Consider the following 14,584-nt stretch of genomic DNA (forward strand, 5'->3'; position numbering starts at 1 on the left):
CTGCTGGATATACCTAATTGTTTACATAAAAGAAAAGCCAGTACGAGATAATATCGACTGGCTGTATGTTCATACTATTGGATAGGCTAAATCCCGAAAACGGATGAAACTATTCGGTTTTTACTTTGTCGGAGTATTCTCTTACAATATCAAACTTGCTGTCTTCTGATTCAACATATCCTTCATGTGTATAGATTTCTTTGACGATTTCATGGCCTTCTTCATCTTGGCCGATGTCGATGAAGGCTTCTTTGATTTTATCGCTCCATTCGGAATCCATGTCGGAACGGACAGCGATGGTATCGTTAGGGATCATTTCAGTAAACTCAACAATCTTCGTATCTTCAAATACGGTCGGGTAATCTCCCACTACCGTGTTACGTGCATCCTGGAAAACAACTGCCGCGTCAACATCGCCATTAAGAACCGAGATGACACCTTGGTCGTGGCCTTTGACAGTGACACCTTGTACATCTTCAAGCGGATCGATTCCAGCATCCATCAAAGCTGCTGCCGGCCATACATATCCTGCAGAAGAAGTAACGTCCTGGAAGGCGATTTTTTTGCCTTTTAAGTCTTCAATGCTTTCAATATCAGAGTCTGCTTTAACGACAAACTCGGATTTATAACCGTCCACCAGCTCGTCTGTCGGCTGTCCGGTTTCATCTTCTACACCGTAACGCTGTGCTTGCAGGATTACTTCTGCTGCACCTTTTTCTTTTGCTAACACATAAGCAGTAGGGGGTAAGAATCCTACGTCAACTTTCTTTGAATCCATAGCTTCTATGATTGTGTTGTAGTTCGTGGATACACTAACTTCAACCGGGATGTCCAGACGTTCACTAAGCAATTCTTCCAATGGCTTCGCTTTGGCTTCCAATGTATCGGCATTCTGGGAAGGGACGAATTGCACCGTCAATTTCTCTGGAACATAAGCCTCTGAACCTTCACCGCTAGCGCCTTCTGCATCATCTGAACCGCCGCATCCACTAATAATACCAGCCGTTAAAGCTAAAGTCGCTCCAACTGTTGCAAGCTTCTTAAACAACATAGGAAAACTACCTCCAATATTTTTTAAAATGTGTTACTCCGTTACTATAGCATAATTTTTGTCATATGATGTAAATAGTTTGTAAAATTTTTAAAAAATTTTCCCGATTTCGATTATAATAGATTTTGGTATTGTTATGATATTTTTAGAGAAACAGGAGATAACCATTAACAGGAGGGAAATCATGGAGAGAGAGATTCACGTACTAGTCACCAGCGATATCCATGGATACATCTATCCGACTACTTACCGGGACCATACAGACCGAGGGCTCGGGCTCGCGAAAATTTCCACCCTTGTAAATCAAAAGCGGACAGGAAGCAATGTACTGCTGCTCGACAATGGAGACTTGATCCAGGGGAGTCCTCTGACTTATTACCATGCGAAGTATAAACAGGAGGAGCCGAACCCGATTATCAAAGTGGCCAATCATATGGGCTATCAATCCTCGGTTTTTGGAAACCATGAATTCAATTATGGACTGGAATATTTGAAAAAAGTGGTGGAACAAGCGGATTTTCCCTGGCTTTCCGCGACAGTCGTCGATGGAGCTACGGGAAAACCGGCATTTGGCGACCCATACATCATAAAGGAAATCGCCGGGGTCAAAATTGCGGTGCTCGGTATAACGACTCAATTCATTCCGAATTGGGAAGAAGCGCGGAATATCGAGGGGCTGGAGTTCCCGGATGCCTTGGAGACGGCAAAAAAATGGGTGGCATTTATCCGGGAAACAGAGCGGCCGGACGTTATGATCGTCTCCTATCACGGCGGATTTGAACGGGATTTGAAAACCGGGGAACCGACCGAAAGGCTGACCGGCGAAAATGAAGGTTATCAAATGGTGGAGGAGCTTGAGGGAGTCGATGTGCTGATTACTGGTCATCAGCATCGCACGATTGCCGAAACGGTCAATAACATAGCTGTCGTCCAGCCAAGCAACAATGGACAAGTGCTTGGAGAAGTGAGATTGTCACTGGAGAAGGGCGGTGAAGGATGGCAACTGAAACAGGCGCTTCCCGCAGTAATCGAAATAGATGAACAGATTCAGGCGGACGAAGAAGTGTTGGATTTGATTGCTGAATTCGAGGAAGCCACACAGGAATGGCTGGATAGTCCGATTGGGAAAATCCAAGGGGATATGACGATAGATGATCCCATGCAAACACGGCTTCAGGACAATCCTTTGATTGAATTCATCAATAAGGTACAAATGGATGCGGCAGGTGTGGATATTGCCAATACCGCACTATTCAATAATGATTCACCAGGGTTTGGAGAAAATGTCACCATGAGGGACATTGTTTCGAATTATGTGTATCCAAACACATTGAACGTCATCCGCATCAGTGGACAGGATATCAAGGATGCCTTGGAGCAAAGCGCGAAATACTTCCAGGTCGTGGATGGAGAAATCACCGTCAATCCAGCTTTTATCGAGCCAAAACCGCAGCATTATAACTATGATATGTGGGAAGGGATCGATTATCAGCTGCAAATCTCCAATCCGGTTGGGGACCGCGTAGTCAAGCTGGACTATCACGGCAAACCGATCGATCTTGATAAGCAGTATGATGTAGTAATGAACAACTACCGCGCTGGTGGTGCCGGCGACTTCGATATGTACCAGGGCAAGCCGCTGGTCAAAGATATTCCGGTCGACATGACCGAGCTGATTGCAGACTATATTTTAAAAAGAAAAACAATTGAAGCTACTTGTGATCATAATTGGAAAGTGACTATATAAAAAGGGAAGAGGCCGGTTGTTATTTGTCCCTAGATAGACTTCTTTTTATCCTGTTGTTTGATATGTGCTTCGAATCGTTTCGGCAAGATACTACGTATCCGCGGAAGCGAAGTACCTTGCCGGAGTGGAGCGTTGCTCTTTTTAAAAGTGTAGAACAGTGTACTCCTTTCTAACCAAAAAACCGAACGAGATGGTTCGGTTTTTATATTGATCACGCTGCTTTTGTTCCCGTTCCTTTTCTTTCATCAAAAATCAAAATGGTAATCGTGGAAACGGGATTCTTCTATACCATGTCGGCATACGCTTAAGTGTTTACCCTCTTTCAAGGGAATCAATATGATATAATTGAAATTAACTAAAAATTTACATTTTGCGTACAATCAAAAACCAGAAAGGATTGGACATGTGAAGTTATATACGATATGCCGCAGCTGTCGTGGGAAAGGAAGTATCCAAAAAAAGTTCCTGTTCTTTCGCCTGGATAATAAATGTCCTGAGTGCGATGGACAAGGCAAGATAATGAAAAAAATATAATATTCCAGTTCATTGCTGGGATCCTCTTCCATTAAGGTGATTGCATGAGGGTGGAGGGGGATGCCGGATATGTTTTTATGAAAGTTTTTTTTATTTGCATATATAAGCAAATCATTATATATTAATATACGGATTGAAGGGAGAGACATATATGCTGAAAAGGGAACTCGAAATGGAGAAAGCTGCCATGATCTTGAAATTGTTGGGGGATAAAACCCGGCTGACGATGATGAAGCTGCTTGAAAACCATGATTGTTGTGTTTGTGAATTCGTCGAAATATTCCAGGCAAGTCAGCCGTCGATCAGTCAGCACCTCCGCAAACTGCGTGATGTCGGGATTGTCAAAGAAGAACGGAAAGGACAATGGATTTTTTATTCGATCAATAAGAATAGTGAATATTTTTCGTTTGTCCAGCAAGTGCTCACGCAATTGCCTGATCAGGAGGAAAAATTAAAAGAACTGGAAGCAAAAGGTACACGGATTACATGTTGTTGATCGGAGGGAATAAACGTTGTCTTTGTCAGTCATCTTAGCACTGTTGATTTTTTTGGCGACTCTCGTTCTCGTCATTTGGCAGCCGAAAGGTTTATCGATTGGATGGTCTGCCTGCGGCGGTGCTGTTCTTGCATTGTTGGCAGGAGTGGTCGGATTCAGTGATGTCTGGGAAGTAACCGAAATAGTCTGGAATGCCACGCTCGCCTTTGTCGCCATTATTATTATTTCTCTTATTCTGGATGAAATTGGTTTCTTTGAATGGGCTGCTTTACATATGGCAAGAGCCGCACGAGGCAATGGCGTGAAAATGTTTATTTACGTCAGCTTGTTGGGAGCGATTGTGGCGGCACTGTTTGCCAATGACGGAGCAGCCTTGATATTAACGCCGATCGTGTTGGCGATGGTGCGCAATTTGAACTTTCAAGAAAAAATGATCTTTCCATTCATCATGGCGAGCGGTTTTATTGCCGATACCACCTCGCTGCCCCTGGTTGTCAGCAACCTGGTGAACATTGTATCGGCCGATTTCTTCGGCATTGGTTTTCTGGAATATGCATCGCGGATGATCATCCCGAACTTGTTCTCACTGGCTGCAACCGTACTGGTACTATTTATTTACTTCAGAAAAAACATTCCCAGGCAATACGATTTGTCCCAGTTGAAAACACCGGGGGAAGCCGTAAGAGATCCAAAACTGTTCCGGATTTCCTGGTATGTGCTCGGTATTCTGCTCATCGGTTATTTTGTCAGTGAATTCATCGCCCTACCGGTTTCCATTGTAGCCGGTGTGATTGCGATATGCTTCCTGGGACTGGCACGTGGAAGCAAAGCCGTGAACACGACAGCTGTCGTAAAAGGTGCGCCTTGGGAGATTGTGTTTTTCTCGATCGGCATGTATGTCGTGGTGTATGGGTTGCGGAATGCCGGACTGACAGAGGTTCTGGCCCGGGCGATTGAAGCAAGTGCCGAACAAGGGTTGTTTGTCGGGACAGTGGCAATGGGCTTTATTGCGGCTATTTTATCCTCGATTATGAATAACATGCCGACCGTCATGATCGATGCGCTGGCGATTGCAGAAACGGATACTACTGGAGTCATGCGGGAGGCGCTCGTTTACGCCAATGTCATTGGATCTGATTTAGGGCCGAAAATTACACCGATCGGTTCCCTGGCGACATTGCTATGGCTCCATGTCCTTTCGCAAAAAGGCGTAAAAATCAGCTGGGGCACTTACTTCAAGACAGGGATCATTTTGACGATTCCCATCCTGTTCATTACGTTGATAGGATTATTTCTAACGCTATTATTACTGTAAATCAAGGAGATGGATAACATGGATAAGAAAACACTTTACTTTTTATGTACGGGTAATTCCTGCAGAAGTCAAATGGCCGAGGGCTGGGGAAAAAAGTATCTTGGAGACGAATGGGATGTCAAAAGTGCCGGAATCGAGGCTCACGGGCTGAATCCCAATGCGGTGAAGGCAATGAACGAGGTTGCTATCGATATTTCAGACCAAACTTCAGATATTATCGATTCCGACATTCTAAACACTGCGGACTTGGTAGTTACGCTATGCGGAGATGCAGCAGATAAATGTCCGATGACACCCCCTCAGGTGAAAAGGGAACACTGGGGTTTCGATGACCCGGCAAAAGCAAAAGGTACAGATGAAGAAAAATGGCAAGTGTTCCAACGTGTACGTGACCAAATCGGTGAACGCATTCGACGCTTTGCCGAAACGGGAGAATAAAAACCGATCTAAAAGAAACTGGGACAATAGCATGGCCACCAAAGTAAAAACCGAGCGAATTCTAAATGCCAATCAAATTCGTTCGGTTTTATTTGTATGTTTTCTTATTATCCTTTTGTTTAGTACTTGCCGCGCTTTTCTAATGAACAGTCGATACGAAGCACTTATTTCCACATGGTAAAAGGAATCCAGCTAAGGAGTTGATCCTTTTTATTTCCTTTCAAACACAAGGAAGATCTATTCTGCCAAAAGTCAAAATGTGTTAAAGTTAAGAAGAGCATTATCCAGAAAGGATTTGTTTTGATGAGTAAAACTGTAGTATTAGCAGAAAAACCTTCAGTAGGAAGAGATATTGCCAGGGTGCTTAATTGTCATAAACAAGGCAACGGCTTCTTTGAAGGTTCACAATATATTGTAACATGGGCACTCGGTCATCTAGTGACTTTGGCGGACCCGGAATTGTATGATGAAAAATATAAAACATGGCGGATGGAAGATCTGCCGATGCTGCCGGATCGCCTGAAGCTTGTTGTCATCAAGAAGACGGGCAAGCAGTTCAACACGGTGAAAACACAATTGAACCGTAATGATGTAAATCAAATCGTCATCGCTACCGATGCCGGACGTGAAGGAGAGCTGGTAGCGCGTTGGATCATTGAAAAAGCACGTGTCAAAAAACCGGTCAAACGGCTTTGGATTTCTTCCGTCACCGACAAAGCGATCAAAGACGGGTTTAAGCAATTGAAACCAGGTAAGCAGTATGAACACCTGTACGATGCGGCTGTAGCACGCTCGGAAGCGGACTGGTATGTCGGTTTGAACGCCACCAGAGCATTGACGACCAAATTCAATGCCCAGTTGTCGAGCGGTCGTGTACAAACACCGACCCTTGCGATGATTGCCGCAAGGGAGAAAGAAATCAAGGAATTCAAGCCACAGGAATACTATGGAGTCCAGGCAAAAACAAACAAAGGATTTACGTTGACCTGGCAGGATGAGAAGCATAACAATCGGACTTTTTCCAAGCAGAAAGCTGAGCAAATCCTTAACAGTATCAAAGGGAAGCCGGCAAAAGTGACGAAAGCCGATAAAAAGCAGAAAAAAACTTTTGCACCGCAGCTGTATGACTTGACTGAACTGCAGCGGGACGCGAACCAGATTTTCGGTTTTTCCGGAAAACAGACGTTGTCGCTCATGCAGAAACTGTATGAACAACACAAAGTTCTGACGTATCCACGAACCGATTCCCGTTATTTGTCCACTGATATCGTTCCAACCATAAAGGACAGGGTGAAAGCATGCGGAGTCGATGAATATGCCAAGCTGGCCAATAAAATCAGCCAACGGGACATCAAACTCGGAAAATCTGTCGTGGACAACAACAAAGTTTCCGACCACCATGCCATCATCCCGACCGAACAAACCGTCCTATTGGCGGAATTAAACGACAAGGAACGAAAAATTTATGACCTCGTCGTCAAACGGTTCCTTGCTGTTTTGTACCCGCCGCATGAATACGAACAGACGAAGATTACTGCAGAGATTGGCGGCCATATCTTTACTGCAAGCGGCAAGAGAATCAGTAAGCAAGGCTGGAAGGAAGTTTATGACCATCGCTATCAGGATGAAAACGATCAGGATGAAGACCAGAAGCTGCCGAATATCGAGGCCGGCGATACATTCACAGAACTGAAAATCTCGTTAACGAACGGTAAAACAAAGCCGCCGGAACGGTTTACCGAGGGGAACCTCCTGCAAGCGATGGAAAATCCAGTCCGCTATATGGCCAAGGATGACAAACACCTGGCCAAAACCATCAACCAGACAGGTGGATTAGGGACCGTCGCCACCCGCGCGGATATTATCGAAAAGCTGTTCAACAGCTTTTATATGGAGAAGAAAGGCAAGCATATTTTGATTACTTCCAAAGGCCGCCAACTACTTGACCTTGTACCAGAAGACCTTAGGTCACCCGCTTTGACTGCGGAATGGGAACAGAAGCTTGGAGAAATAGCGGATGGAAAGCGCAGTAAGGCTGCCTTCATCCAAGAAATGAAGGGATATGCGAAGCAAGTCGTACAGGAAATCAAACACAGCGATGCAACCTTCAAGCATGATAATATGACCGGTACCAAGTGTCCGGAATGCGGTAAACTGATGCTGGAAGTCAACGGGAAAAAAGGCAGGATGCTTGTCTGTCAGGATCGTTCTTGCGGGAGCAAGAAGAACATCGCCAAAAAGACCAATGCGAGATGCCCGAATTGTCACAAACGATTGGAATTGCGCGGTGAAGGAGAAGGGCAGATGTTCACCTGCAGCTGCGGTCACCGTGAAAAACTGTCGACGTTCAATGAACGGAAGAAAAAAGAGAAGCAGAGTAAAGTGTCGAAAAAAGATGTGAACAAGTATATGAAGAAACAAAATGAAGAGTTCACCAATCCGGCGCTTGCCGAAGCATTGTCAAAACTGAAAAACAAATAAGCGATAAGGTAGACCTCCGGCTGTTTTGCCGGAGGTCTTTTCTATAGCATGAACGAAGGGGTTGCCAGCAATGTAAATTTTCTGACAGGTCTATTGCTAAAAAATTTGCTTTCCCCTATATTAAAGAGTAATACGCCCTTTTAAAAAAGAGAAAGCGCGATAGTTTCGATGGGGGAATGGACATGCAAACCAAGCAGGTTTTTTTGGTTTTTTCAGATACCGGCACCGTTTTGGGCCGGGTTATCAATCTTTGGACGAAGTCGAGCATGAACCATGTGTCGATTGCCTTTGATTATGATTTGAGGGAGCTCTATAGTTTTGGAAGAAAGAATCCGCGCAACCCGTTTATCGGCGGCTTTGTCAAAGAAGATATCCGGACTGCTTTTTTTCACAACAGCAAAGGAGCGGTTTACCGCTTATCTGTCAGCAATGACGAATATCAGCAAATGAAGGAACGGATAAGAGCCATGGAAGAAGACAAAGCAAACTATCGATACAATTTTATCGGTTTGTTCCTTGTGCCGTTGAAACGGGAATTGCAGCGAAAAAATGCCTTCTTTTGTTCACAGTTCGTAGCAACACTGCTTTCCGAGTGCGGATGCTATCTGCATGAAAAACCGCCATGTCTCACCAAACCGCAGGATATCCGCTCATGGCATGAACTTCAGTTAATCTTCAGAGGGAAATTAACCGATTACCCTTTCTATATCGAGGAAACGAAGCAGAAACAGATGGGGACGAAAAAGAGTACTGCATAAAAAAACTGTCCCTACTAATTTTTTGAAGCATAGAACGTCTTCAAAGCATGACACATCTGAAAACCGGACGAAGGTTCGTTGCCAAGGCAGTCGAACCTGCTCGGTTTTTTTGCATGTAAACGGGATTGACGGATGATAAACCGTTCTGCCCTTTTCATAAAAAGGTAGAAAAACACCACCCCGGAAAGACAGCACGCTTTCCATTCAGCAAAGAAGCGAAGTATATTGCTGTAACGATGAGGAGCACTCCTTTATCTGGCCGATGGAGCTTAAAATGATTCAGGCGAACTGCAGAGGTTCAGCAGGGAGAGCACATTATTTAAAGATAGGAAGGAATTTCGCTGCATATCCTGAATTATAAGAGTGGAACCCATTTATTGGATGGAAAAGGAGAAATAACATGAATGACCGTGCTTATCAACTTGAAGAAAAAGTCCGTCGTATCGAGGCGGAGTTAGTGGAAGTGAAAAAAGAATTAAGGAGTTTGAAACAAGGAGAAGTCGATACAGGCCTAATCGAAAAGCAACCCGCCATGGCAGAGAAGCACCCGTCAGTCACGGAAAAAGAGCCGAAAACCTTGGAGCAAATCATCAGTGATTGGCTGCCGCGTGTATTCATTTTGGTATTCGTTCTCGGCATCATCTGGGCTTTCATTGCTGCAATGGACAGAGGAATTCTCAGCCCGCCGATCCGGGTATTGGCTGGATTTGTTGTCTCTGGATTGCTGTATGGATCGGGACACATGCAGTTTCGCAAAAACCCAAGCGCACTCAGTATCGTCCTGCTTGGCGGCAGTATCGTTGTGTACATTGCTTCGGTGTTTGCCGGGAATGTTTTGTACCAGCTCATTCCTTACGCAATCACCTTGATTCTATTGACAGCAGGAATGATGGCAGGGGTTTGGATGTCGAGGAAATTTGCTTCTCAAAGTCTGCTTGCCATCATCGGTCTGGGTGCTTACCTTTATCCCTTTTTATTTGCTGGCGACAGGGGAACAGAAACGGTGTTTTACTTGTATGAGACGGTGATTTTTGCCGGCTTGGTATTGGAATCGATTTATAAGCAATATAAGGTAACTTGGAACATTGCCAACTATGCATTTTTGTTTGCCGTGGTGTTTTTTGCTTTTGCCGGGATGGGGACGACAACCATTGTCACTTTTTCTGCACTGGTTGTCCAGCAACTGTTGATCATTTATCTGACCTTCCGGATTCATCACACAGCAAGCAAGGAAATGTATATTCCGGCGATTTCTGCAGGAGCTTTAATCCTTTACTTGATAGGGTGGGATGTGTTCGGACAACATGACTATCAGCTATACAGCTTTTATATCGTTACGGCGGTCCTATACGGTGGATTGAGCGTCATGAAAAGTGAATCCCACGCTGTATTGAAAAATACGTTCTTCGTCTTCTCGATGTTCTATCTGTTTTTGATCATCGACAAAGCCTTGGGAGAAACCGTGTATGTGCAGATACTTGTTTATATCATCCAGGCAGCTATAGTCTATTATCTTTCTCAAAAGAGGGATAGCTTATTGGGAACTCTCGCAAGCTTATTCCTTTTATTTCCGGTGCTCAGCCAATTGACTTTTTACCCGGGAAGGGACCTGTCGACAACCGAAGTTCTTTGCTGGCTGCTGCTGATCGGCTTTTTCCTCGTGATTTATTGCTTCAAGGAGAAAGCGGTCGTGTTAAAGCCGTCATTGGTGGGCATAGCGGCGCCATACGTCATTGCTGGTTTGCTTCTCTACTTTTTTGGTGAAATAGCCGATTTGCTGACATTCCGCAAGGCGCTGGATTTTGATATTGCACTGTCGATTTCCTGGATGATATTCGTTGCGCTGATGTATGGCGCATACAGTTTTTTTAAGGAAAAGCACTGGCAGTATCTGGGGTTAACGTTCCTGCTGGTTACCCTGGCGAAAATCATCCTCTATGACCTAACGACGATCGATATCGTTTGGCGGGCGGTTTTATTCATCACGCTCGGTGTCATTGGTTTGTTTATATCGAAGATTTTTTACAATAATCAAGAAAAACGCAAATGAACGGGATTTTCCATAGAAAGTTAAGTAACAGGCAAGAGGTAGCAAATGCTGTTCCAAAGAGGTGTTTGTTACCTTTTATCTGTTATTATGCTTTTGATTCATCTCCTATTGGTACACTTGGATGAAAAGCCCCTCTTTTTTATTCCATTCAGCAAAATAAATATCGTTTAATTGATACCCCTTCTTTTTGATTTCGCTCAAAATCCAATCTTTCTCTTTACCCATTTTCTTTAGATTGTCTTCCTTGATTTCTTTTTCCTCGATCAACAAATAAGAAGGAGCGTTTTCTGTATAGTCCTCGAGTAACTCTTTTTTTGTAACTGGTTCATTTTTTGCTTGCTCTATTACACTAATCATGCCGCTGGTTTCCAAAATGGCAAATTGAACTTGATTAATAGAAAAGATACCTTTCATACGCAATAAGGTGCGGATTTCTTCAATTTCTAATTTGTTTTCTTTGATTGTTTTTACATTCACTTTTCCATCTTCAATGAGTACAACATTTTTTCCTTTCATGATCGTACGCAGGGTTTCGAATTTTTGCGTTATTTTTTCAACTCCCCATATTAAGAATCCCCAAAGGAATAAAGCAAATAGCACGTGATAAAATTTAGTGTTTTGATCATAAATTGCTTCCTCGATGATTCCGCCTAAAATCAAAACATATACAAAATCTAGTGGGGTAACTTGCGACAATTCCTTTTTCCCTAAAAATCTGGTGATTGCTACAATGCCAATCAAACCGATCAACAGTTTAAAAATAATTGATAAAAACATTAGACTCCCCCCTTTCTATTCTTTAGATATCCATTGGCCAGTCCCTAGGTTAGAAAACGCTTACAGCATTCTTGTTATTATTACCGTAATTGTTTCCTTTTTCCCTCATACTTTTATTTCAAACTTTGTTAGCCTTCTTTTACAGGAAACGAGGAACGGAAAAAAAACAAACGGAAAACAGCGGGTTAGCTGGTATGAAAGGAACTACTATAGGGTCGGTTGGATAAGCCATGAAGAAAAGGAGAATTCTTTTTAAATGGACTTCCTTTCATTTCTTCTCATTTTGGCTGCGTTTGCAACCGCTGCGGCAAGGGGCTTCGCTTTTCCCGGGCAAGTTGAATCCCATGTCCGTGAAAAGCGCAATTTCTTGCCGTGGCATGCGAAGCACTCGACAACAGCATAAAAGGAAGTCTTTCCTAAGAATTTAAAAGTGATTTTGTGCCATATCCTGGATTATTCGTTTTCTTTTTCAGATGTTCTGGACCAGCTCGGAACCTGGTCGTCTTCATCAAATTCGATAATTACGTCTGTGACCCCTTTTTGGGACATGATATTTTTTTCGAGACGATCCCGCATGTCATCAGCTTCGGCTATGGTCACTTTGGGGTCTACTTCAATTTTCAACTCGACGTGGCGCTGGTCGCCTTCTTTGATGACATGAAGGCGTTTGATGTCTTTGACCATCGCTTCCTTTATAGCCAGGTTGCCAATCGCGTTTTCCATTTCAGGTACAGTGATTCCCAGCGCCCCTGCGGCGTTATCGAGGAAAATCCTTCCGACCACGATAAACAATAACAGGCCGATAATGACAGAAGCATAGCCAGTGGCACTGTGAAAAGGCGTATAGCTGGAAAGAGCGATGGCAATCATGGCAATCAGTGCACCCAGTGTCGCAACCAGGTCCTCTAAAAATACAAGTTTTGTCGCTGGGTTTGCCTCCTTGGCATGTTTAAAGCTTTGCGTAACTAGCTTCAACCCTTTCTTTTCCTCATCGGCAACATGCTCGGTTATTTCCTTCATTGCTTTCGTCAGGACAAATCCTTCCAGAAGAAATGATACTCCCAGTACACCTATGTTGAGCCAAAACCAGCCTTCATGTCCTTCCGGTTGAAAAATATGATGGATCCCCTCTTTTATCGTCTCATAAGCGAGAATCCCGACAATCAAAACGGCTCCGAGAAGGACTAGGTTCACCAGACGACCGAATCCATTCGGAAACCGTTCTGTCGGCGATTTTTTACTTAATGCCGAACCGGTGAATACGAACAATTGGTTGGCCGCATCTGCATAACTGTGCATCATTTCCGCAAACATGGCTACGTTCCCTGTGATGAAGTAGGCGATAGTTTTGATAATTCCGACGACAATGTTGATTGTCGCCGCCCACAAAGAAGATTTCGTTCCTTGTTTGAGCAGACTCCACAATTCTTTCATTTGTTATCCTTCCTTCCCGTAGCTTGCAGGTAATTATATAGCATCGATAAATAAGTACGCTTTTTTATATTGCCTCTGTTTGGTGGAAACGAAACGCCTTGTTCACGATTTTTTAAATCAATTGCCTGGGATAAGCCTTCAGGCTTAGTGAAAGTTATAGCTCCAGGTCGTTATATTCACTCATGATTCCCTTTAAGATAGAGACAAGAAAGGAGGATATCGACATGAAAACATTCCTGTTGCTATTACTTGGTGTGACAGCAGTCATCCTCGTCCTGGCCAATCTTGGACCGATGATTTTACTGGCTGTCAGTCTGGTTGTTTCTTACTATGCAGTGAAAAAGTTCGTTCTTGCGGATACAATCGGCCAGAAGGCGCTTTGGGCAATCGCCATTCTGATCGGTCTTTCGATTTCCTTGACAAACCTCCCTGCATTGATTGGAGTAGCTGCTTTCGTCGTTTTGTACTATACCTATAAGGTGTGGAAAAAAGACAGACACGAAACCAGTTCTCTGGATGATGGTCTCTTTAACGAAAACGCAAAAGGATCCTGGTAGAACAAAACATAGAAGAGGAGTTGGATGAAAAATGAGTAATTTATTTACGAGAATTAAGGACACGATTTCAGCCGATTTTAATGAGATGCTTGATCAAAAGGAGCGAAAAAATCCGATCGCACAAATCAATCAATATGTACGCCGCTGTGAACAGGAAGTGAAGAAAATCAGGGGCCTCATGGAAAAGCAATATGCCCTCAAGCAGGAGTTCACCAGAGAATTCCATCAGGCCGCCGCTATGGCGGACAAGCGTAAGCGACAGGCTGAAATTGCCTTGAAGGCAAATGAACAGGAACTGCATGAACAAGCCCATAAGGATCAGGTGTATTTTGAGGAACGGGCGGATAAGCTGGAATCCATCAAACGAAACGCCATCAAGGAACTGGAATCCCTGGAAAGCAAATATGTAGAGATGAAGCATAAGCTGAAGGATCTCTATGTAAAAAGGATGGAGTTGAAGGGACGGGAGAACGCAGCGCAAGCTCACAAAGGGATGAATAATGTGCTCCACACTGATCGTTTTGCCGATCAAAGCAATGCAACCTTTGCTGAAATGGAAGATTACATCGAGCGTCTGGAAAACCAGGTGAACGCTGAATACCGAAGCTATACACTGGACGCCCGCATCGCTGAATTAGAAAAAAGAGCGGAATAATTAGCGCTTCTCCTCGCATATGAGTTCTGGTAATCTAGAAGGGAACGTACTAGCTGATAAAAACTGGATGGCGTACTAGTCGTACGCCTTCATGTTTTGGGAATTGGCTGTATGATCGAAGTGCCCCATCGTTTAGCTGATGAAGGAAATACATGGCGTTTTTAATGAATTTCCAAAAGCTGCGCAAACAAGTTGTATGCGCAGCTTTTGGAGATAGCAGTCAGCGAATGAGCGAGGAGCATCTCCGTAACGGGATCGCCGTCTATTGGGACAGCTAATTAGAAAAAGAGG

General features: G+C 43.9%; 13 protein-coding genes. 10 read left to right on the forward strand and 3 right to left on the reverse strand.

The window, feature by feature from the left end; genetic code table 11:
* Window positions 1-109: 109 nt before the first annotated feature.
* Window positions 110-1,051, reverse strand: coding sequence for a phosphate/phosphite/phosphonate ABC transporter substrate-binding protein (locus ABVF09_RS07820; RefSeq protein WP_152525558.1), 942 nt, complete (start codon window positions 1,049-1,051; stop codon window positions 110-112).
* Between the two features lie 184 nt (window positions 1,052-1,235).
* Between ABVF09_RS07820 and ABVF09_RS07825 the strand changes: the two genes are divergently transcribed.
* The 7 genes from ABVF09_RS07825 to ABVF09_RS07855 all read left to right on the forward strand — a co-directional run bounded on the left by ABVF09_RS07825 (window position 1,236) and on the right by ABVF09_RS07855 (window position 10,870).
* A complete protein-coding gene (locus tag ABVF09_RS07825; protein ID WP_371068928.1) occupies window positions 1,236-2,798 on the forward strand; it encodes a bifunctional metallophosphatase/5'-nucleotidase in 1,563 nt (520 codons plus the stop codon).
* A 685-nt stretch (window positions 2,799-3,483) separates the two neighbouring features.
* The gene (locus ABVF09_RS07830; RefSeq protein ID WP_026568688.1) at window positions 3,484-3,828 is read left to right on the forward strand and encodes an ArsR/SmtB family transcription factor; all 345 of its coding nucleotides are present in this window, start codon (window positions 3,484-3,486) and stop codon (window positions 3,826-3,828) included.
* Window positions 3,829-3,844: 16 nt separating this feature from the next.
* The gene (locus tag ABVF09_RS07835; protein ID WP_371068929.1) at window positions 3,845-5,143 is read left to right on the forward strand and encodes an arsenic transporter; all 1,299 of its coding nucleotides are present in this window, start codon (window positions 3,845-3,847) and stop codon (window positions 5,141-5,143) included.
* A gap of 18 nt (window positions 5,144-5,161) precedes the next feature.
* The gene (gene arsC / locus ABVF09_RS07840) at window positions 5,162-5,581 is read left to right on the forward strand and encodes an arsenate reductase (thioredoxin) (RefSeq protein ID WP_153463696.1); all 420 of its coding nucleotides are present in this window, start codon (window positions 5,162-5,164) and stop codon (window positions 5,579-5,581) included.
* A 303-nt stretch (window positions 5,582-5,884) separates the two neighbouring features.
* Window positions 5,885-8,062: a DNA topoisomerase III gene (locus ABVF09_RS07845; RefSeq protein ID WP_371068930.1), complete on the forward strand. Its 2,178-nt coding sequence runs from the start codon at window positions 5,885-5,887 to the stop codon at window positions 8,060-8,062.
* A gap of 182 nt (window positions 8,063-8,244) precedes the next feature.
* A complete protein-coding gene (locus ABVF09_RS07850; RefSeq protein WP_026771932.1) occupies window positions 8,245-8,820 on the forward strand; it encodes a hypothetical protein in 576 nt (191 codons plus the stop codon).
* 400 nt (window positions 8,821-9,220) lie between these two features.
* Entirely contained in the window at window positions 9,221-10,870 is a 1,650-nt protein-coding gene (locus tag ABVF09_RS07855) for a DUF2339 domain-containing protein (protein WP_153463690.1), read from the forward strand.
* 105 nt (window positions 10,871-10,975) lie between these two features.
* Here ABVF09_RS07855 and ABVF09_RS07860 read toward each other — a convergent pair whose 3' ends face one another.
* Together ABVF09_RS07860 and ABVF09_RS07865 are read right to left on the reverse strand one after the other, a co-directional pair.
* Window positions 10,976-11,647 carry a DUF421 domain-containing protein gene (locus ABVF09_RS07860; RefSeq protein ID WP_371068931.1) on the reverse strand — a complete coding sequence of 224 codons (672 nt, stop codon included), beginning with the start codon at window positions 11,645-11,647 and terminating at the stop codon, window positions 10,976-10,978.
* Between the two features lie 453 nt (window positions 11,648-12,100).
* Window positions 12,101-13,081 (reverse strand): cation diffusion facilitator family transporter, encoded by a 981-nt coding sequence (locus ABVF09_RS07865; RefSeq protein ID WP_371068932.1) that lies wholly within the window; start codon window positions 13,079-13,081, stop codon window positions 12,101-12,103.
* 224 nt (window positions 13,082-13,305) lie between these two features.
* On the opposite strand from ABVF09_RS07865, the gene ABVF09_RS07870 reads away from it, so the two are divergent.
* From ABVF09_RS07870 to ABVF09_RS07880, 3 genes are all read left to right on the forward strand, one after another.
* Window positions 13,306-13,638: a lmo0954 family membrane protein gene (locus tag ABVF09_RS07870; RefSeq protein ID WP_371068933.1), complete on the forward strand. Its 333-nt coding sequence runs from the start codon at window positions 13,306-13,308 to the stop codon at window positions 13,636-13,638.
* Between the two features lie 31 nt (window positions 13,639-13,669).
* Window positions 13,670-14,293 (forward strand): PspA/IM30 family protein, encoded by a 624-nt coding sequence (locus ABVF09_RS07875; RefSeq protein WP_026570892.1) that lies wholly within the window; start codon window positions 13,670-13,672, stop codon window positions 14,291-14,293.
* A gap of 152 nt (window positions 14,294-14,445) precedes the next feature.
* On the forward strand, window positions 14,446-14,571 hold the full coding sequence (locus ABVF09_RS07880; RefSeq protein WP_272914946.1) for a hypothetical protein: 126 nt from the start codon (window positions 14,446-14,448) through the stop codon (window positions 14,569-14,571).
* Window positions 14,572-14,584: the final 13 nt, after the last annotated feature.

This window comes from Sediminibacillus sp. JSM 1682029 (assembly GCF_041366435.1).
GTDB lineage: Bacteria > Bacillota > Bacilli > Bacillales > Amphibacillaceae > Sediminibacillus > Sediminibacillus terrae.

Bases quoted from the DNA above. Each gene is read 5' to 3' on its own strand.
- ABVF09_RS07820 (WP_152525558.1), bottom strand. From the start codon at position 1,051: ATGTTGTTTAAGAAGCTTGCAACAGTTGGAGCGACTTTAGCTTTAACG.
- ABVF09_RS07825 (WP_371068928.1), top strand. From the start codon at position 1,236: ATGGAGAGAGAGATTCACGTACTAGTCACCAGCGATATCCATGGATAC.
- ABVF09_RS07830 (WP_026568688.1), top strand. From the start codon at position 3,484: ATGCTGAAAAGGGAACTCGAAATGGAGAAAGCTGCCATGATCTTGAAA.
- arsC (WP_153463696.1), top strand. From the start codon at position 5,162: ATGGATAAGAAAACACTTTACTTTTTATGTACGGGTAATTCCTGCAGA.
- ABVF09_RS07845 (WP_371068930.1), top strand. From the start codon at position 5,885: ATGAGTAAAACTGTAGTATTAGCAGAAAAACCTTCAGTAGGAAGAGAT.
- ABVF09_RS07850 (WP_026771932.1), top strand. From the start codon at position 8,245: ATGCAAACCAAGCAGGTTTTTTTGGTTTTTTCAGATACCGGCACCGTT.
- ABVF09_RS07855 (WP_153463690.1), top strand. From the start codon at position 9,221: ATGAATGACCGTGCTTATCAACTTGAAGAAAAAGTCCGTCGTATCGAG.
- ABVF09_RS07860 (WP_371068931.1), bottom strand. From the start codon at position 11,647: ATGTTTTTATCAATTATTTTTAAACTGTTGATCGGTTTGATTGGCATT.
- ABVF09_RS07865 (WP_371068932.1), bottom strand. From the start codon at position 13,081: ATGAAAGAATTGTGGAGTCTGCTCAAACAAGGAACGAAATCTTCTTTG.
- ABVF09_RS07870 (WP_371068933.1), top strand. From the start codon at position 13,306: ATGAAAACATTCCTGTTGCTATTACTTGGTGTGACAGCAGTCATCCTC.
- ABVF09_RS07875 (WP_026570892.1), top strand. From the start codon at position 13,670: ATGAGTAATTTATTTACGAGAATTAAGGACACGATTTCAGCCGATTTT.
- ABVF09_RS07880 (WP_272914946.1), top strand. From the start codon at position 14,446: ATGGCGTTTTTAATGAATTTCCAAAAGCTGCGCAAACAAGTTGTATGC.